Genomic DNA, 17,673 nt, shown 5'->3' on the forward strand with positions numbered 1-17,673 from the left:
GCGCAAGACGCATGCAGGCGTCGACGAGTCGGAGCGGACGGGTTAGGAAGCGCTCTGCGGCCGATCGATCGTTGCGCGCTGCAGCAGGTATTTCTGCCGCTGCTCTTGGGGATCGACGGTGCGAGCGATGGGCGTCGATCGCGCTCGCCAACAATCGCTCTACGTGCAGCACTGCTTGCAACCACTGACACAGTGAACACATGCGCCGGCGGTGCCCTGCACCGCCGGCGCGCATCGCAGCAGGATGAGTCAGAACTCCAGCGCGATCTTGCCGAGGTGACCACCGGATTTCTGTAACTCGAATGCCTCGCCGATCTCTTCCAGCGCGTAGCTGCGGTCGATGACCGGCCGCAGCGGTAAGCCCTCCAGCGCGCGCACGAGGTCCTGCTGATGCTTGCGGCTACCAACGACCAATCCCTGCAGGCGTTGCTGGCGCCCCATCATTTCGGCGGTCGGCACATCTCCCGCTGCGCCGGTCAGCACGCCGATCAAGGCGATATGGCCACCCACGCGCGCCGCACGGATCGATTGCGTCAGCGTGCCCGGCCCGCCGACCTCGACCACATGGTCCACGCCACGCCCGTCGGTGATGTCCAGCACCTGCGCCGACCATTCGGGATGCTGCCGATAATTGATGAGGTGGTCGGCGCCGAGCGCGCGCACCTTTTCCAACTTCTCGTCGGACGAGGACGTCGCGATCACGCGCGCACCCATCGCTTTGGCGAATTGCAGCGCAAACATCGACACGCCACCGGTCCCCAGGACCAGCACGCTGTCACCAGCCTTGAGTCCCCCATTGACCACTAGCGCGCGCCACGCCGTAACGCCGGCGGTGGTTAGCGTGGCCGCCTCGGCATGGCCGTAACCGCGGGGCGCGTGGGTGAATGCGCGCGCATCGGCAACTACCGCAGAGCGTGCATAGCCGTCGACGCCGTCGCCAGGCGTGGTGGCAAAACCGGCATGCAACGGCTCACCATCCAGCCACTGCGGGAAAAAGGTGGAAACCACATGATCGCCCACAGCGAATTCGTCGACCGCTGGCCCTACCGCTTCCACCACGCCAGCGCCATCCGACATCGGAATACGCCCGTCTTCGGTCGGCATCCGGCCGAGCACGACGCCTAGATCATGAAAATTGAGCGAGCTGGCATGCAGACGCACGCGGATCTGACCGCATGCAGGCTGCCCTGGATCGGGCAATGTCACCGACTGTAGCGACGCAATTGCGGCGGGATGGCGAAGGCGAATGGCTTGCATGGGGTATTCCTGACCGTGATTCAACGCAGGAAATATCATGCGCGCCGTTACGCAAATGCAGTCGAGCCAGCTCCACCACCTTGGCGATGTTTTCCAGCCCGCGCGCAGCGAACACACATGCAACCGCTTGCGTGCCGCAACACACGCAAGCGGGCTGTTGCATGCAGCGTGAGGCGTCAATCACAGATCTGCCATTGCGCGGATTTAGGCACTTAGCCGCGTGTGCGGGCACGCGTAGGCTGGCACGGCGATTGCATCGCCATGGTGTCCAGACAGGTAACCACAGTGACGTCAACAACCAAGCGGCGGCGGCAACGTGCACAGCGCATCGCGCTGCATTTCGTGCTGACTGCGTCGTGGATGTTGCTGCTCGGTTCGGAATACTGGTCCATCCATGAAGAGCGGGCGACCGCGCTGCGCAGCGCCCAGGCGCAATCGCTGAATCTGGCCAACTCGCTGGCGCAGCATGCCAGCGACACCCTGTCCATCGCCGACGCGGTGCTGTCGGGGCTGGTGTCGCGGGTTGAGCACGATCAGGGCTCCAGCGCCGCGCGTTCGGCAATGCATGAGTTTCTGGTGTGCGAAGCGCGCCGCTCGGATCGGCTGCATGGCATCTTCATTTATGCAGCGGACGGCAGCTGGGTGAGCTCGTCGCTGGACAGCACGCCCAGGACACACAACAACGCCGATCGCGCCTATTTCAAATACCACCGCGACCATCGCGATGCCATGTCGCTGGTCGGCCCGCCCGTGCAAAGCCGCTCGGACGGCTCCTGGGTGATCACGTTGAGCCGCCGCCTCAATACCCCCAGTGGCGAGTTCGCCGGCGTCGTGCTGGTCACCCTGCAGCTGAAGTATTTCCAGAACTACTACAGCACCTTCGAAGTCGGACCGCACGGCACCATCGGCATGACCAACGACGATGGCATCGTGATCGTGCGCAGGCCCGACAAACAGGGCGTGATCGGCACATCGATCGCGGGCACGTCGATCTACGTGACCTTACGCGCACGCAAGCACGGCACCGCGACCTATCGCTCGCCGATCGACGGCGTGGAGCGCATCTCCAGCTTCGCGCCGGCGCGGCCGTATCCGCTCACCGTGCTGACGGGCGTCTCGGTCGACGATGCGTTGGCGAACTGGCGGGAAACGGCGCGCCAGCGCATCGTCGTGGCCGCGCTGGGCTGTGCGCTGCTGCTGGGCGTAGGGATTTGGCTGGATCTGCAACTGCGCCGCATGCATCGCACCGAAGCCAAGCTGAGTAGCGAAGCCTGGATGGACCCATTGACCGGTATTGCCAACCGGCGCGCCTTCGACCACTGGCTCTCGCACGCGCTGCAGGAAGCGGTTCGCCTGCAGGCGCCGTTGTCGGTGCTGATGATCGACGTCGACCACTTCAAGCTCTACAACGACACCTATGGCCACGTGAACGGCGACGCCTGCCTGCGCGTGATCGCCGGCGCGATTGCGGCCTGCTCGCGACGCAGCGAAGACGTGGCCGCGCGCTACGGCGGCGAAGAGTTCGGCATGATCTTGCCGCACACCGATGCTGCCGGCGCGCTGCGCTTGGCCGACGCAGTGCGCAATGCAGTTGCCGAGCTCGGCCTGATGCATCTGTCCAGCCCCACCAGCGCGCATGTCACCGTCAGTATCGGCGCAGCCACCTTCGAACCGGGCGAAGCGCCCCTGAGCCCCAACGCCATCCTGCACGACGCCGATTCGGCGCTGTATCGCGCCAAGCAGAAGGGACGGAATCGGACCTCGGCGTAGGCCTTCAGGTGGTCCGGCGGCTTGGCGAAAAGATCCTGCCGCCGTTGCGACGTGGACGTTGCGAAGTTGGGCAACGCCTACACAGCCCACGCACTGCGTCCCTTGCGCGGACGGCGGCTATGGGCGCTGCAAGCACGGCGCGCGCCATCAGACCACGCACGGCCCCCGCCACGCTCGTGTCGCTGCTCTGACGAGATCGGAGGACATGTGCGCGTAGCACCCATCACGCGGAAAGCCCGCGCAATGCGGGCTTTCATTGGGTGACACATCGACGAAGCAATCCTCAGAACGGTTGTGCACATCCAACGCACGCCCGAGTACGTGGCCTGGAACATCCAAATGACTTGACCCCGAGGATTGCGTGAATCACCGACGGCTGGGATCGCAACCGAATCCAGGAAATCGGTCAACACGGCTGATGGAAGCCCGGTCCCTTTCGGGAACTGCGCCAACAGTCCCGGTTGCCGCCACCCCGGCGGTCACCTACCCCCTGGGTGCAGCAGTGGATCCACGCAACATCAAGCTGAAATCCAGCGTCTGCTGAAGCGGCACGTCCACCCTTTCGATGATGGCGAGCAGCAGGTTGACCGCGCGGACACCGATCTCCCGCATGGGTTGCCGAATGGTCGTCAATGGCGGCGTGAGGTAACTCGACGACGCCAGGTCGTCGAAGCCGACAACGGACAGCTCATCCGGCACGCGGATGCCCAGGTCCCGGCAGGCGGCCAGGGCACCCAACGCCATTTGATCGCTGAAGCAGAAGATCGCGGTCGGCGCGGGCGTACGGGCCAATAGCGCCAGCGCAGCCGCATGGCCGGATTCGACGGAGAAATCGCCCGGCACGACGGTCAGGCTGCGCAGGCGACGGCGCGCCTTGGCGGAGGCCCGTGCCCCTTCCAGGCGTTGCTGGTGCAGCGGATTGTCGGGCGGGCCGCCCACCACGGCGACCCGCTCGTGCCCCAGTCCGTAAAGATGTTCCATCATGGCGCGCGCGGCGGCCGCGTTGTCGATGTGGACGCTGGGGATGCCCAGCGCCGGGTCGAACTCGCAGCCGTTGACCACCGGCGCGGCAGCGCCTAGCTGCTCGACGATCTCACGCGCCGTCGGCGGAAGGCCGTGCCCCAGCACGATCAGGCCGTCTGCCTCGTTGCGTCGGAGCATCTGCGCGTAGCGCTCCTCGCGATCGGGCTGGTGCTGGGTATCGCCCAGCAGGACGGCGTAGCCGACGGCTTGCGCCGCGTCCTCCGCGCCCTGCAGGATCTGGGCGAAGAAGGGATTGGCGATGTCCGGGACGGTGACCAGGAGCTTGCCGCTGCGCTGGGTCTTGAGCGTCCTGGCCACCGTGTTGGGGACATAGCCCAGCGCGGCGGCGGCCTGCTCGATGCGCGCGCGCGTGGCCGGCAAGACCTTGTCCGGCCGGGAAAGCGCCCGCGACACCGTGCCGGCAGTGACGCCGACGTGCTTTGCGATGTCGTAGATGGTTGTTGCCATGACCTCGGTTCTTGTTTCTGCTGTGCAGCGCACAACGGGTCTTGCGGGTGGCCCATGCTAGGATGATTCAATCGATTGCATGAGGGCGAATCACGTTGAAGACGCTCAAGGGTCCGGCGCTGTTCCTGGCACAGTTCATCGCCGACACACCTCCCTTCAATCGCTTGGACACACTGGCCGGTTGGGCTGCAGGCCTGGGGTATTCTGGCGTACAAGTGCCGACCAGCGCGCCCCACCTGTTCGATCTGGCCCAGGCTGCGCAGAGCCAGGCGTACTGCGACGACGTCGCCGGCATGCTGGCCGGGCACGGCCTGCAGGTCACCGAGTTGTCGACCCACCTGCAGGGGCAACTGGTCGCCGTCCACCCCGCCTACGACCAGCTGTTCGACGGATTCGCACCGTCGGACAAGCGCGGCGATCCCGCCGCCCGCCAGGCCTGGGCGGTCGAACAACTGCGGTTGGCGGCCAAGGCCAGCCAGCGCCTGGGGCTGACGGCGCATGCCACGTTCTCCGGTGCGCTGGCCTGGCCCTACTTCTACCCCTGGCCGCAACGCCCGCCGGGGCTGGTGGAAGAAGCCTTCGCCGAACTCGGCCGCCGCTGGCGCCCCATTCTGGATACCTTCGACGCCTGCGGCGTGGACCTGTGCTTCGAGATCCACCCGGGCGAGGACCTGCACGACGGCGCGACCTTCGAGCGCTTCCTCGATGTCGTGGACCAGCATCCACGCGCCAAGATCCTGTACGACCCCAGCCACCTGCTGCTGCAGCAGATGGACTACCTGGGCTTCATCGACCGGTATCACGCGCGCATCGGCATCTTCCATGTCAAGGACGCCGAATATCGTGCCAGTGCGCACAGCGGCGTCTACGGCGGCTACCAGGACTGGATCGATCGTCCGGGGCGGTTCCGTTCGCTCGGCGACGGCCAGATCGACTTCAAGGCGATCTTCTCGAAGTTCGCGCAATACGATTTCCCGGGCTGGGCGGTGCTGGAGTGGGAGTGCTGCCTGAAGCATCCGGAAGACGGCGCACGGGAGGGTGCCGCGTTCATCCGCGACCACATCATCCGCGTGACCGAACGTGCCTTCGACGATTTTGCCGACAGCGGCGCCGATCCGGAATCGCTGCGCCGCATGCTGGGGATATAGAGCGTGTGATGCACTTTGAGATGAGATGCGTTGGCCGTCAGCGGTGCGGAGCGGATGCTGCGTGGCGCCGGCTTGGCTTGGCGCCAAGGCAAGCCGCGCGGCGCCCGCTCCGTGCCGCTGACGGCCAACCCTCCGGGAAGCGCCCAGTGGCGCGCCGAGACCGCGTTGCCCGCCTCGCCCAGGCGGCCAGCCTGGGCCACAGCGCACGCCTTGTCTCGACGCGCCACCGGACGCTTCGCACTCACCTCAAAGTACATAACACGCTCCAAGCCAATACCGCCTGGGAGGGCAAGCCATGAAGCACACCATGTCGCGCTTGGGCGCGATGATGTTTCTGCAGTTCTTCATCTGGGGCGCATGGTTCGTGACCCTGGGCACGTACCTGGTGCAGGGCCCCCTGCAGGCCAGCGCGAGCCAGGTGGCGACGGCCTTCCTCAGCCAGTCCATCGGCGCCATCGTGGCGCCATTCCTGGTCGGCCTGGTCGCCGATCGCTACTTCGCGGCGCAACGCATCCTCGCGGTGCTGCACCTGGCCGGCGCAGTGCTCATGTGGCTGGCGTCCACGGCGACGAGCTTTGGCATGTTCTCCGCCTGCGTCATGGTGTACATGCTGCTGTTCATGCCGACGCTGGCACTGGCCAACAGCGTGGCGATGCGGCACATGCAAACGCCTGAAAAACAGTTCCCGCCCGTGCGGGTGGCCGGCAGCGTCGGCTGGATCGTGGCGGGCGTGCTGATCGGCTGGCTGGGCTGGGAACAGGCGCACCGGCTCGAACTGACGTTCCGGATGGCGGCGCTGGCATCGCTGGCGCTGGGCCTGTATGCCTTCACCCTGCCGCACACGCCGCCGCTGGCGCAACAGCGCGACGCCGGGCTGGGACAGATGCTGGGACTGGACGCGCTGCGGCTGCTGAAGTCGCGTTCCTATCTGGTGTTCTTCCTGGCGTCCATCGCCATCTGCATCCCGCTGGCGTTCTACTACAACTTCACCAACCCGTATCTCAACGATCTGGGCGTGCGTGGCGCGGCCGGCCTGCAATCGCTGGGCCAGGTCTCCGAAGTGCTGCTGATGCTGGCCATGCCGTTCCTGTTCGTGCGGCTGGGGGTCAAGACGATGCTGGCGCTGGGCATGGCGGCGTGGGTGCTGCGCTATGCGATGTTCGCCTTTGGCGATGCGGGCAGCGGTTTTTCCCTGCTGGTGATCGGCATCGTGCTGCATGGCATCTGCTACGACTTCTTCTTCGTCACCGGCCAGATCTACACCGACGCGCATGCCGGCCCCGCCGCGCGCAGCAGCGCGCAGGGCTTCATCACCCTGGCCACCTACGGCGTGGGGATGTTGATCGGCACATTCCTGTCCGGCGCGGTGGTGGAGCACTACACCACCGCGGCGGGCCCGGACTGGCAGCAGATCTGGCTGTTCCCGGCAGGCGTGGCGCTGGTCGTGCTGGTCGCCTTCCTGTTGCTGTTTCGCGACCGGCCGGTCGTCGCGACCATTCCCTCCACACGCTGAGAACCCCACCCGATGCGCAAGCTTGGAATCGCCATCGTCGGCACGGGCATGATCGGCGCCGTGCATCGTCGCGCGGCGCTGCTGGCCGGTGCCCAGGTCCGCGGCATCGCCGCCTCCTCCCCGCAACGCGCACGCGACGTGGCGCAGTCCTGGAATGTGCCGCGCGCCTATCGCGACATCGAGGAGGTGGTCGCCGATCCGCAGGTGCAGGTCGTGCACGTCTGCACGCCCAACCATCTGCACCGCACCATGGCGCAGGCGGCGCTGGACGCCGGCAAGCACGTGATCTGCGAGAAGCCGCTGGCCACGACGCTGGAGGATGCCCGCGCGTTGGCGGCACTGGCCGCCTCGACCGGGCTGGTTGCCACGGTTCCCTTCGTCTACCGCTATCACCCGGTGGTCCGCGAGGCGCGCGCACGCATCGCGCAGGGCGAGCTGGGGCCGCTGCGCCTGATCCACGGCAGTTACCTGCAGGACTGGCTGCTGGACCCCGCCAGCAACAACTGGCGCGTGGACCCGGCGCTGGGCGGCGCCTCGCGCGTGTTCGCCGACATCGGCTCGCACTGGTGCGACCTGGTGGAATGGGTCGGCGGCGAGCGTTTCGTCGAGGTCAGCGCGGCGTTCGCGACCGTGATCGCCGAGCGCGGCGCCCTCACCGGGCAGAGCTTCAGCACGCCGACGGCGGGCGGCGCGCTGCAGGTGGTCGCGAGCGAGGACGTGGCCACGGCGATGTTCAGAACCGGCGCGGGCATGCTGGCGTCATTGACGGTCAGCCAGGTCTCGGCGGGACGCCGCAATCGCCTCTGGTTCGAGATCGATGGCGCCAGGGCCAGCGTGGCGTTCGACCAGGAGGACGCAGAACGGCTGTGGATCGGCCGGCCCGACCAGCGCGAGGAGGTCTTCGTGCGCGGGCCGGGTGCCGGCAGTGCCGAACAACGCCGGCTGTCGGTATTGCCGGCCGGGCACGCGCAAGGCTACGGCGATTGCTTCGAGGCGTTCGTCGCCGACACTTATCGCGCCATCGAAGGCGAGCGGCCGGAAGGCCTGCCCACTTTCGAAGACGGGGTGCGCTCGGCGCTGATCGTCGATCGCGTCATCACATCGGCCAGGTCGCGTGCCTGGACGGCCATCGGTTGAATCTCGGGAGGACTTCTTGATGCATACATCTATACGCAGGACCGCGACCCTCGTACTGCTGCTCCTCGTCGCCCTGCCCGCTTTCGCACGCGACGCCGCCGGCCCGCAACAGCCCATCGCGGTGCAGATGTACTCGCTGCGCAACGCCGGCTCGCTCGACCAACAGCTGAAGATCGTCCACGACGCGGGCGTGGGCGCGGTGGAAACGGTCGGCACGCAGAACGTCAGCGCCGTGGAGCTCAAGCGGCTGCTGGACAAGTATTCGATCAAGGCGATCTCGTCGCACGTGCAACTGGCGGATCTGCGCAAGGACCTGGATGGCGCAGTCGCCTTCAACCGATCGATCGGCAACACCACGCTGGTAGTGCCTTACCTGGATCAGAAGGATCGGCCGACCGATGCCGCGGGCTGGACCGCATTGGGCAAGGAACTGGGCCAACTCTCGAAGCGGGTGCGGGCCAAGGGCATGCGCCTGGCCTACCACAACCACGACTTCGAACTGGTCGACTTCGATGGCAAGACCGGCCTGGAACTGCTGTTCGCGGCGGCCGGCCCCGATCTCGAGACCGAGCTGGACCTGGCCTGGGTTGCGCGCGCAGGCGACGACCCGGCGGTGATGCTGGGCAAGTTCAAGGGCCGCATGTTCGCGGTACACGCCAAGGACAATGCCCCGAAAGGCCAGGCCGAGGACGAGGGCGGCTTCGCCGCCGTGGGCGGCGGCGTGCTGGACTGGAACGCGATCCTGCCTGCCGCAGCGGCGGCCGACGTGCGCTGGTACATCATCGAGCACGACCAGCCGCGCGATCCGGCCAGGGTCATCCAGACCGGTGCCGACTACCTGCGTGCACACCTGCCCGTCAGCCTGCCCGCCGGCACGCAGCGCTAGCACGCAAAGGAGCCCCGCTTGAAAACAATCCTGACAATGGCCGCGGCGCTGCTGGGAGCGACGCTTGCGACCACGGCGTGGTCCAAGGACGACCCGACGGCCGGCGCGCAGCTCTACGCAACGCACTGCACGGCCTGCCACGGCGCCAATCGCGCGGGCGTCCCACCCACGTTCCCCGCACTCACCGACGTGGGCAAGCGGCTGCCGCCGGCGCAGATCAAGGAGAAGATCCGCAACGGTGGCGGCTTGATGCCGCCCTTTGCGCAGTTGTCGCAGCAGGAGATCGACGCTATCGCCAGCTTCCTGGCGCAATAAGAGCAACGAACAAAACGACTGCGCTCACCGCCAGGCGGGCGCGGCCGGTGCTCGGTGCGGCATGTACCACGCGTACACTGCGGTTCCTCCGCGCCGCCCACGCCCACCCGACGACTGCCCGCTACGTTTCGTCAGCCGCTCTCGGCTACCGGCGCCCACTGCGTGCCGGCGCTACAGCGCGCGCACCCAGATGTTGCGGTAGCTGACTTTGGATTCGTGCTCCTGCAGCAGGATCGGCGCGCACGCATGCGGCGAGTACGACGGCGCGCCGATGTACTCGGTCTTGCCCGCCACGACGGTGTCGGTCTGCACCAGCACGCCGTTGTGCAGGACGGTGATGCGCGCGGGCGACGCGAGCCCGCCGCCCTGCGAGAAGCGCGGCGCCTTCCAGATGATGTCGTAGGCCTGCCATTGACCCGGCGCACGCGAAGCGTTCACCAGCGGAATGGCCTGCTTGTAGATCGCGCCGGCCTGGCCGTTGGCATAGGTCGGGTTGTTGTAGCTATCGAGCACCTGCAGCTCATACAGCTCCTGCAGGAAGATGCCGCTGTTGCCACGCTGCTGGCCGTCGAAACCCTGGGTCGCAGTCGGCGTGCGCCACTCGACATGCAGCTGGATGTCGCAGAAGCGCTGCTTGGTTCGGATGCCCTTGCTGCCGGGGACCACGGTCAACGCGCCGTCGGCGACGCTCCAGGGCACCCGTCCGCCCTGCTCCGACTCCCACGCCGAGAGATCCTTGCCATCGAACAGCACGATCGCATCGGAGGGCGCGCGGCCCGCAGGCGTGGCCACGATCGCGGGCACCGGCGCCCACACCTCCGTCTTGGCCGGATCGCGCGCGCCCGCGTCATCGGCCTGTGCGAACGCAGGTACCGCGGCCAGCAGGCAGGCTGCCAGCAGGAAGGATCGGGGCATGTGAGTCTCCGGGAAATGGCGCATGGACGATGCGTTCCGGTCCATCAATTGGTCCCCCAGGCCGGCGTGCCCGGCACATAGGCCAGGTCGCCGTCGTAGCGACCCGGCACGGCGACGTATCGCAGCACCTCGGTCGCGCCAACCTTCGAGGTGAAGAAGCTGAAGATGGTCAATTGCTTGATCATCGTGAAGGCATGCGGCATCGCGGCCAGCGCTTTGGGCGTGCCCGTCTCGGTCACCCTGACCAGATGCTTGCGGGCTTCCGCGTCCAGCACGCGCAACAACTCGGTGCGCGCCTGCGGCGTCAGCGACACGAACCGGCCGCCGGCGCGTTTGTCGATGTCGGCCAGTCCGGCGCGGAACGTGGCCTGCTCGCGGGGGGTGTAGCAATCGGTGACCAATCGCGCCATGAACTGGCCCACACCGGCGTCCTTCGCTCCCGGGGTCTTGGTCCGCGGCAGGATGGTTTCGGCGATCTCGTCGAGCAAGCCGACCTCGGCAGCGGAGAAGATCGGTTTCGTCCCCGCGGCCGGCGTCTGCCCCTGCACGAGCGCGGGCAGGCCGACCATGGCCGCGCCCGTGGCGGCGACGATCATCTTCAGCAGTTCGCGGCGTTCCATCACAGGTTCCCCGCTTTCAGTTCGCGCACCGCATGGTCCGCTGCCCGCGCCGTCAGCGCCATGTAGGTCAGCGAGGGATTGACGCAGGCGCTGGAGGTCATGCACGCGCCGTCGGTCACGTAGACGTTTGGCGCGTCCCAGACCTGGTTGTGCTGGTTCAGTACAGAATTCTTGCGGTCGCGCCCCATGCGGGCGGTGCCCATCTCGTGAATGCCCTTGCCCGGCGCGTAGTCGTCGTCGTGCATCTGCACGTCCTTGACCCCGGCCGCCTCGAACATCTCGGCGGCATCGGCGGCCATGTCCTTGCGCATGGCCTTTTCGTTCGCGCGCAACGCGACATCCATCGCCAGCACCGGCAACCCCCATTTGTCCTTGCGCTGCGGATCCAGGCGAATCGTATTGTCGTGGTGAGGCAGCATTTCACCGAATCCGGTCATGCCGATGCGCCAGTCGCCCGGCAGGGTCAGCGCGTCCTTCAGGTCGGCGCCGATGTTCAGTTCGGCGATCTCGCGCGACCAGCCGGTGCGGCTGGCGCCGCCCTGGTAGCCGAACCCGCGCAGGTAGCCGCGCCTGTCCGCAGCGACGTTACGGAACCGCGGAATGTAGAAGCCGCAGGGACGACGGCCGAAGTAGTACTTGTCCTCAAAGCCCTCGACCCGGCCGGAGGCGCCGGCGCCGAAATGATGGTCCATCACGTTGTGCCCCAGCTCGCCGGACGAAGACCCCAGCCCGCCTTCCCAGACATCGGTGGCCGAGTTCATCAGCAGCCAGCTCGAGTTGAACGAAGACGCATTGAGGAAAATGACCTTGGCCGTGTACTGATAGGTCTGTCCGCTCTCGGCATCGATGATCTCCACGCCGCGCGCACGCTTGCGGTCCTTGTCGTAGAGCACTTCCTTGACGATCGAGAAGGGCCGCAAGGTCAGGTTGCCCGTCTTCATCGCCGCCGGCAGCGTCGCCGACTGGGTCGAGAAGTAGGCGCCGAAAGGACAGCCCAGGATGCACTTGTTGCGATACTGGCAGTTGACGCGGCCCTGCTCGACCATGGGCTGGGTGATATTCGCGGTGCGCGAGTGGATCAAGTGTCTGGTCCCACCAAAGGCCTTCTTGATCCGCGCGGCCACGTCCTTCTCGACGATGTTCAACGGGATCGGCGGCAGGAACTCGCCGTCGGGCAACACGTCCAGGCCCTCGCGCGTGCCGGCGATGCCGGCGAACCTCTCCACGTAGTCGTACCAGGGCGCGATGTCGGCGTAACGGATCGGCCAATCGGTGGCGATGCCGTCCTTGAGGTTGGCCTGGAAATCCAGGTCCGACAGGCGATAGCTCTGCCGTCCCCACATCAGCGAGCGGCCGCCCACGTGATAGCCGCGGAACCAGTCGAATCGCTTGATCTCGGTGTAGGGCGATTCTTTTTCGTTGGCCCACATGCCCTGCAGGTTCTCGACCAGGCCGTAGTCGCGCTTCAACACCGGATAGTCGGCCTTCATCGCCTGGGTCGGCTGGTTGTGGTGCGGGAAATCCCACCCCTCCTTCATCGCGTTGACATAGTCCTTGACGTGCTCGATGTTGCGCCCGCGTTCCAGCATCAGGACCTTGAGGCCTTTCTCGGTCAGCTCCTTCGCCGCCCAACCGCCACTGATTCCCGAGCCAACGACGATGGCGTCGTAGTGATTGTCTGCCATGGGTTCTACTTCACCTCGGTGGATAGCGTTTCAGACGTCGCAGAGGCGAATCGCCTCGCGCAGCGAGCCAACGGGATCGGGCGCGGAAGGAATGAATTCCTGCGCCAGATAGCCATCGAAACCGGTATCGCGGATCGCGCGACAGATGGCGGGATAGTGCAGTTCCTGATCGTCTCCGATCTCGTGCCGGCCAGGCACGCCCGCAGTGTGGTAATGCTTGAAGCACGCGTGATGCTTGCCGATGGTGGCGATGATGTCGCCCTCCATGATCTGCATGTGGTAGATGTCGTACAGCAGGCCGAAATGGTCCGAGCCGATCCGTCGGCACAGTTCCACGCCCCATGCCGAGTGGTCGCACAGGTAGTCGGGGTGATCGACCTTGGAGTTCAGCAGTTCCATCACCAACACCACGCCGCGCTTCTCGGCATGGCCGAGGATGCGCTTGAGTCCGGCTTCGGCGTGGACCATGCCTTGCTGGGGATCCATCCCGTTGCGGTTGCCGGAAAAACAGATGAGGTTGCGATAGCCGGCATCGGCGACCAGGTCGATGTGCCGCGTGTAGCGCTCGACCAGCTGGTCGTGGAACTGAGTGCCGGCGAAGCCCTTGTCCAGCCCCATCTCCGCGCCGTTGCACATCGCGCTGTAGACGCCGTTGGCCTTCAGCGTGGGCCAATCCGCAGGGCCGACCAGATCGATGGCGGCGAACCCGAGGCCCTTCACCGTCTGGCAAAGCTGGGCGATCGACTGCTGCGGAAACGTCCAGCGAGCCACGGAATGCTTCAGGTTGCCCTTGCGCGGCGCGGCAGCAGCAACGGCAGACGCAGGCAACATGCCCACGACGCCGAGGCCAACGCTCCCGGCAGCGGCAACGCGCAGCGCATCTCGCCGCGTGAACCCCACGGCCGGCGACGGCCCGCTCGATTGGATAGACATCCGTTTTCCGGCCTCCCAACCGGTATCAAATGCTAGGCATTTGCCGCAATTCAATCGATTGCACCATAAAGTAGGGAATCGCTTTTTTGCAAGCCGCAGTGCACGAAATTCCTGCTGCAGGGCAAAACCTGTCGCGCCTGTCGCTGCAGGACGGTGATGGAATGTCGGGCGTCGCAGAAGGTGGACAGCGAGACAATCCCAGCCCATCCCGGCCATGTCGATCGGGATCTTTTGTCAGCAGCTCCGCACGCAAGCAGGCAACGTGTTGACGCCTGCCATCGCGCTAGCGCCCGGTTTCTCCTGCGGTCATCCAGCCTATCTCAGAGGATCTAGCCTCGCGTTCCTGACTCGCTTTTCGGCGAACCTGGCATGGAGCGACAGTTGGTCCTGCCACGCATGCGCAGAAGCAAATTGATGCCGCAGCCTGAGCGGCTCCGGGTTCGCGCACTGCAACTGTCTTGAGCGATTCGGCACGAAGCGGGACGACCCGATCTTGCAGTGCCGGTAGTCGACTGAATCAGGTAAACCTACCCGGCAACGTCTTTGAGCGTCGGCGGTGGTGGTCGGACTTGCCAATGCACTTCTCCCACCCCGGCCAATCGGACGTGCCGTAGTCTTCCGGCCCACCCAAGTGATCGAATTCCTGTGCGCGCAGGTGCTCGCGCTCGTCGCTTGGCAACACGGACCAGCAACCGATCAGCGCCGAGGCGTAGTCCAGAAACCACATGCGCATTAGCCATTGGTACCGGAAAGGTCGTCACCACCGTGCGTCACCGAAAGTGCGCCGGCCTAAAACATTGCGGTGCCGACCTGGATCGCGAGCGGAATGCATCTTCACTCCCTGCGGCACTCAAGCGCGCACCGACATCTCTCTTCCACCGATCCGATTTCTTCACGCTGACCGCAATAAGGGCATCCACGCCCAGCAACGCAGATAAAAAAGGCCCTTGGCAAACACGCCAAAAGCCTCTGTTTACATATCTAAAAAGGTATCCTCTAGAACGGAATATCGTCGTCGGCAAAGTCGTCCATCGGCGGTGCCGACTGCTGCTGGGCCGGCTGCTGACGACGCGGCGCATAGTCCTGACCACCGCCAGCGCCACCGCCGCCGTATCCACCACCACCCTGCCCGCCACCGCCGCCTTGCTGACGCGGGGCCTGTGCGCGCTGTGGGCGATCGCCGCCCATGCCGCCGCCACCGCCGCCTTCACCACGGCCGCCGAGCATCTGCATCTCGTTGGCCACGATATCGGTGCTGTACTTTTCCACGCCGTCCTGACCGGTGTACTTGTCGTAGCGCAGTTCGCCTTCGACATACACCTGCGAGCCCTTGCGCAGGTACTCGCCGGCGATTTCGCCCAGCTTTCCGAAGAACACCACACGATGCCACTCGGTGCGCTCCTGGTTATTGCCTTCGCGGTCCTTGCGCATGCTGGTGGTGGCCAGGCTGACGCGGGTGATCGCCATGCCGGCCTGGGTGTACTTGGTGTCGGGATCGTTGCCGAGGTTGCCGACGAGGATGACTTTGTTGATGCCGCGGGCCATAGGTGCTTCCGAAATGATGCGCTGGCGCCGGGGCACGCAGCGATGAATGTTTGTGCGGCAATGTTACCGCACCTGCCCCTCGGCGGTCCTGGCAGGTTGCCGCGCGCGGGGGCCGGGCAAGCGCCCTGCCAAGGGTCGGAAATCCAGCACGGACAGGCCTTCCCTGGTTCGACCCGACTGCGCGGGGCGGCAAATGTGAAGACACCGGTTGCGCCTGGCGGGACGGATCCGGCCCGGGCACCTATAATCGATGCACATCACGAACTGCTGCGCATGACCATCGCCGAAGACCTCCCCACCGTCCTGGGCCTGCCCCAGATCCAGTCCCTCGCCGCGCCCGACATGGCTGCGGTCGACGCGCTGATCCGCCGCCGCCTGGCCTCGGACGTCGTGCTGATCAACCAGATCGCCGATCACATCATCTCCGCCGGTGGCAAACGCCTGCGTCCGATGCTGGTGATGCTGGCCGGCCATGCCGCTGGCGGCTCCGGCCCGGAGCATCACCAGCTGGCGGCGATCATCGAGTTCATCCACACCTCCACGCTGTTGCACGACGACGTGGTGGACGAATCGGATCTGCGCCGCGGGCGCAGCACCGCCAACGCGCTATGGGGCAATGCGCCCAGCGTGCTGGTCGGCGACTTTCTGTACTCGCGCAGCTTCCAGTTGATGGTTGAGCTGGATCGCATGGAAGTCATGCAGATCCTGGCAGACACCACCAACCGCATCGCCGAAGGCGAGGTATTGCAGCTACTGCACGTGCATAACCCCGACACCGACGAAGCAGCCTACCTGCGGGTGATCGAGCGCAAGACCGCCGTGCTGTTCGCCGCCGGCACCCGTCTGGGTGCATTGGCCTCGGGCGCGGATGCCGATGTGCAACAACGGCTTTACGACTACGGCATGCAGTTGGGCTTCGCGTTCCAGATCGCCGACGATGTGCTCGATTACGCAGCCGAAGCCGCGGACCTGGGCAAGAACCTGGGCGACGATCTGGCCGAAGGCAAGGCCACGCTGCCGTTGATCCACGCGATGGCACATTCGGATGCGACCACCCGCGAGCGCCTGCGACAGATCGTCGAACAAGGCGATGCGGCGGCGATGCCGGAAGTATTGGCCGCCATCCACGCCACCGGCGGGTTGGACTACAGCCGCCAGCGCGCGGCCGAATATGCCGCCGCCGCCGAACAGGCCCTGGACACCCTGCCGCACAGCCCTGCGGTGGCGGCGCTGCGTGGCCTGGCACGCTACGCGGTCGAACGCACGCACTGATCCGGAGCGCCGGGCGCTGCGGACGGGATTGGGCAGTTGGAATTGGGGATTCGCAAAAGCAGATTCGCTCATGCTTTTACGCATCCTGGCATTCGATCGCCGAACGCGACTGGTCCGTGCACATCGCTGAGGACGGACTCAGTGGGTTGATTGGTTGAAGGACGGGACCGCGCTCTTGCCAGTCCCGAATCCCGAATCACCAATACCGGTTATTGACCAAATCGCTCATCGAAAAAGTCGCCCAGCATGCGGTACGCCCGCTTGGCCGCGCGCGGGTTGTACAGGCAACCGGGTGGACTGTTGGCATCGGCTTCGGCAAAGCAATGCACCGCGCCGCTGAAATTGACGAACTGCCAGTCGGCGCCTGCAGCATTCATTTCGGTTTCGAAGGCGGCGATGTCCGCCTTGCTCACGCTCTTGTCGTCGGCGCCGTTGAGCACCAGCAGCGGCGTTTTGGCCGCGCCGGCAGCGGCCGGGCTGGGAGTCGCGATGCCGCCATGCAGACTGACCACACCGGCCAGCTGCGCGCCTGAGCGCACCAGCTCCAGCACCGTGGTACCGCCGAAGCAGAAGCCCACCGCACCGATGCGCGCTGCGTCCAGCGGCGCCTTGCCGGCCTGCGCCTTGAGCACATCCACCGCTTTCAGCGCGCGTGCGCGCAGCTCCGGCGGGTCCTTCTTCAAGGCGCCGGCGAACTGCCCGGCCTCGCTGTCGTTGGCTGGACGCTTGCCCTTGCCATACACATCGGCCACCAGCACCACGTAATCGTCGCCGGCCAGCTGCTTGGCCTTGGTCACCGCCGAGTCGTTGACGCCGCGCCAGTTGGGCACCATCACCAGGCCCGGGCGCTTGGCATCGCCGGCATCGTCGTACACCAGCACGCCGCTGTAGGTGTCCTTGCCGATCGTCCATTCCAGCGGCTTGGCCTGCATCGCCGCAACTGCGGGGAAGGCCAGCGAGGCCAGGACACCGATCAATCCAACGCCACGCCATGTCCGTTGCTTGTCCATGTGCTTGCTCCCAGGATGGTAGGGCGAGTGTAGGCGCTGCTGCCGTGCAGGAGAGGTCATCATCGCCACTTCCGGCAACTGCGCCGCAGTTGGCTGGTCGACGCATACCGGGCATATCTCCGGCCGCTGAGCGTGCCGGGTTCACATCGAGCGTATCGACGCAGCGGCGTTGGAGT

The 17,673-nt window shown here is 65.9% G+C and carries 17 protein-coding genes and 1 other RNA gene; 8 read left to right on the plus strand and 10 right to left on the minus strand.

Going from position 1 to position 17,673, the window contains the following annotated elements:
• Window positions 1-249: 249 nt before the first annotated feature.
• Window positions 250-1,257: a zinc-dependent alcohol dehydrogenase family protein gene (locus tag XpruCFBP8353_RS01345; protein ID WP_101361589.1), complete on the minus strand. Its 1,008-nt coding sequence runs from the start codon at window positions 1,255-1,257 to the stop codon at window positions 250-252.
• Between the two features lie 222 nt (window positions 1,258-1,479).
• Between XpruCFBP8353_RS01345 and XpruCFBP8353_RS01350 the strand changes: the two genes are divergently transcribed.
• A complete protein-coding gene (locus XpruCFBP8353_RS01350) occupies window positions 1,480-3,027 on the plus strand; it encodes a sensor domain-containing diguanylate cyclase (protein WP_207759561.1) in 1,548 nt (515 codons plus the stop codon).
• A gap of 483 nt (window positions 3,028-3,510) precedes the next feature.
• Here XpruCFBP8353_RS01350 and XpruCFBP8353_RS01355 read toward each other — a convergent pair whose 3' ends face one another.
• Entirely contained in the window at window positions 3,511-4,518 is a 1,008-nt protein-coding gene (locus XpruCFBP8353_RS01355; protein ID WP_101361591.1) for a LacI family DNA-binding transcriptional regulator, read from the minus strand.
• A 95-nt stretch (window positions 4,519-4,613) separates the two neighbouring features.
• Between XpruCFBP8353_RS01355 and XpruCFBP8353_RS01360 the strand changes: the two genes are divergently transcribed.
• The 6 genes from XpruCFBP8353_RS01360 to XpruCFBP8353_RS01385 all read left to right on the plus strand — a co-directional run bounded on the left by XpruCFBP8353_RS01360 (window position 4,614) and on the right by XpruCFBP8353_RS01385 (window position 9,654).
• Window positions 4,614-5,666, plus strand: coding sequence for a sugar phosphate isomerase/epimerase family protein (locus XpruCFBP8353_RS01360; RefSeq protein ID WP_101361592.1), 1,053 nt, complete (start codon window positions 4,614-4,616; stop codon window positions 5,664-5,666).
• Between the two features lie 295 nt (window positions 5,667-5,961).
• On the plus strand, window positions 5,962-7,179 hold the full coding sequence (locus XpruCFBP8353_RS01365) for a nucleoside permease (RefSeq protein ID WP_101361593.1): 1,218 nt from the start codon (window positions 5,962-5,964) through the stop codon (window positions 7,177-7,179).
• 12 nt (window positions 7,180-7,191) lie between these two features.
• Entirely contained in the window at window positions 7,192-8,316 is a 1,125-nt protein-coding gene (locus tag XpruCFBP8353_RS01370; RefSeq protein WP_101361594.1) for a Gfo/Idh/MocA family protein, read from the plus strand.
• Window positions 8,317-8,335: 19 nt separating this feature from the next.
• Window positions 8,336-9,202: a sugar phosphate isomerase/epimerase family protein gene (locus XpruCFBP8353_RS01375; RefSeq protein ID WP_101361595.1), complete on the plus strand. Its 867-nt coding sequence runs from the start codon at window positions 8,336-8,338 to the stop codon at window positions 9,200-9,202.
• 18 nt (window positions 9,203-9,220) lie between these two features.
• Window positions 9,221-9,517: a c-type cytochrome gene (locus XpruCFBP8353_RS01380; protein ID WP_243391025.1), complete on the plus strand. Its 297-nt coding sequence runs from the start codon at window positions 9,221-9,223 to the stop codon at window positions 9,515-9,517.
• 61 nt (window positions 9,518-9,578) lie between these two features.
• Window positions 9,579-9,654: non-coding RNA, sX9 sRNA (locus XpruCFBP8353_RS01385), on the plus strand.
• A gap of 34 nt (window positions 9,655-9,688) precedes the next feature.
• Here XpruCFBP8353_RS01385 and XpruCFBP8353_RS01390 read toward each other — a convergent pair.
• From XpruCFBP8353_RS01390 to XpruCFBP8353_RS01415, 7 genes are all read right to left on the minus strand, one after another.
• Window positions 9,689-10,432 (minus strand): 3-keto-disaccharide hydrolase, encoded by a 744-nt coding sequence (locus XpruCFBP8353_RS01390; protein WP_101361597.1) that lies wholly within the window; start codon window positions 10,430-10,432, stop codon window positions 9,689-9,691.
• 44 nt (window positions 10,433-10,476) lie between these two features.
• Window positions 10,477-11,052, minus strand: a complete 576-nt coding sequence (locus tag XpruCFBP8353_RS01395; RefSeq protein WP_101361598.1) for a gluconate 2-dehydrogenase subunit 3 family protein — start codon at window positions 11,050-11,052, stop codon at window positions 10,477-10,479.
• Window positions 11,052-12,737, minus strand: coding sequence for a GMC oxidoreductase (locus tag XpruCFBP8353_RS01400; RefSeq protein ID WP_101361599.1), 1,686 nt, complete (start codon window positions 12,735-12,737; stop codon window positions 11,052-11,054). Before XpruCFBP8353_RS01400 ends, XpruCFBP8353_RS01395 begins: the two co-directional genes overlap by 1 nt.
• A gap of 30 nt (window positions 12,738-12,767) precedes the next feature.
• Window positions 12,768-13,670: a hydroxypyruvate isomerase family protein gene (locus tag XpruCFBP8353_RS01405; RefSeq protein ID WP_101361600.1), complete on the minus strand. Its 903-nt coding sequence runs from the start codon at window positions 13,668-13,670 to the stop codon at window positions 12,768-12,770.
• 315 nt (window positions 13,671-13,985) lie between these two features.
• Window positions 13,986-14,246, minus strand: a complete 261-nt coding sequence (locus XpruCFBP8353_RS24595; RefSeq protein ID WP_407071298.1) for a GIY-YIG nuclease family protein — start codon at window positions 14,244-14,246, stop codon at window positions 13,986-13,988.
• Complete coding sequence (locus tag XpruCFBP8353_RS01410; protein ID WP_101361601.1) at window positions 14,188-14,403, minus strand: hypothetical protein; 216 nt, start codon at window positions 14,401-14,403, stop codon at window positions 14,188-14,190. Before XpruCFBP8353_RS01410 ends, XpruCFBP8353_RS24595 begins: the two co-directional genes overlap by 59 nt.
• 263 nt (window positions 14,404-14,666) lie before the next feature.
• A complete protein-coding gene (locus tag XpruCFBP8353_RS01415) occupies window positions 14,667-15,215 on the minus strand; it encodes a single-stranded DNA-binding protein (RefSeq protein WP_101361602.1) in 549 nt (182 codons plus the stop codon).
• Window positions 15,216-15,488: 273 nt separating this feature from the next.
• Here XpruCFBP8353_RS01415 and XpruCFBP8353_RS01420 point away from each other — a divergent pair, with 273 nt between their 5' ends.
• Complete coding sequence (locus XpruCFBP8353_RS01420; RefSeq protein WP_101361603.1) at window positions 15,489-16,487, plus strand: polyprenyl synthetase family protein; 999 nt, start codon at window positions 15,489-15,491, stop codon at window positions 16,485-16,487.
• A gap of 209 nt (window positions 16,488-16,696) precedes the next feature.
• Here XpruCFBP8353_RS01420 and XpruCFBP8353_RS01425 read toward each other — a convergent pair whose 3' ends face one another.
• Complete coding sequence (locus tag XpruCFBP8353_RS01425; RefSeq protein WP_101361604.1) at window positions 16,697-17,497, minus strand: dienelactone hydrolase family protein; 801 nt, start codon at window positions 17,495-17,497, stop codon at window positions 16,697-16,699.
• Between the last annotated feature and the right edge of the window lie 176 nt (window positions 17,498-17,673).

Origin of the sequence: Xanthomonas prunicola, from assembly GCF_002846205.1 — a bacterium.
In the GTDB taxonomy this organism is placed as follows: Bacteria; Pseudomonadota; Gammaproteobacteria; order Xanthomonadales; family Xanthomonadaceae; genus Xanthomonas; species Xanthomonas prunicola.

Excerpts from the sequence above, each read along its gene's own strand:
- XpruCFBP8353_RS01345 (WP_101361589.1), bottom strand. The coding sequence starts at position 1,257 with ATGCAAGCCATTCGCCTTCGCCATCCCGCCGCAATTGCGTCGCTACAG.
- XpruCFBP8353_RS01355 (WP_101361591.1), bottom strand. The coding sequence starts at position 4,518 with ATGGCAACAACCATCTACGACATCGCAAAGCACGTCGGCGTCACTGCC.
- XpruCFBP8353_RS01365 (WP_101361593.1), top strand. The coding sequence starts at position 5,962 with ATGAAGCACACCATGTCGCGCTTGGGCGCGATGATGTTTCTGCAGTTC.
- XpruCFBP8353_RS01370 (WP_101361594.1), top strand. The coding sequence starts at position 7,192 with ATGCGCAAGCTTGGAATCGCCATCGTCGGCACGGGCATGATCGGCGCC.
- XpruCFBP8353_RS01375 (WP_101361595.1), top strand. The coding sequence starts at position 8,336 with ATGCATACATCTATACGCAGGACCGCGACCCTCGTACTGCTGCTCCTC.
- XpruCFBP8353_RS01390 (WP_101361597.1), bottom strand. The coding sequence starts at position 10,432 with ATGCCCCGATCCTTCCTGCTGGCAGCCTGCCTGCTGGCCGCGGTACCT.
- XpruCFBP8353_RS01395 (WP_101361598.1), bottom strand. The coding sequence starts at position 11,052 with ATGGAACGCCGCGAACTGCTGAAGATGATCGTCGCCGCCACGGGCGCG.
- XpruCFBP8353_RS01400 (WP_101361599.1), bottom strand. The coding sequence starts at position 12,737 with ATGGCAGACAATCACTACGACGCCATCGTCGTTGGCTCGGGAATCAGT.
- XpruCFBP8353_RS01405 (WP_101361600.1), bottom strand. The coding sequence starts at position 13,670 with ATGTCTATCCAATCGAGCGGGCCGTCGCCGGCCGTGGGGTTCACGCGG.
- XpruCFBP8353_RS01410 (WP_101361601.1), bottom strand. The coding sequence starts at position 14,403 with ATGCGCATGTGGTTTCTGGACTACGCCTCGGCGCTGATCGGTTGCTGG.
- XpruCFBP8353_RS01415 (WP_101361602.1), bottom strand. The coding sequence starts at position 15,215 with ATGGCCCGCGGCATCAACAAAGTCATCCTCGTCGGCAACCTCGGCAAC.
- XpruCFBP8353_RS01420 (WP_101361603.1), top strand. The coding sequence starts at position 15,489 with ATGACCATCGCCGAAGACCTCCCCACCGTCCTGGGCCTGCCCCAGATC.
- XpruCFBP8353_RS01425 (WP_101361604.1), bottom strand. The coding sequence starts at position 17,497 with ATGGACAAGCAACGGACATGGCGTGGCGTTGGATTGATCGGTGTCCTG.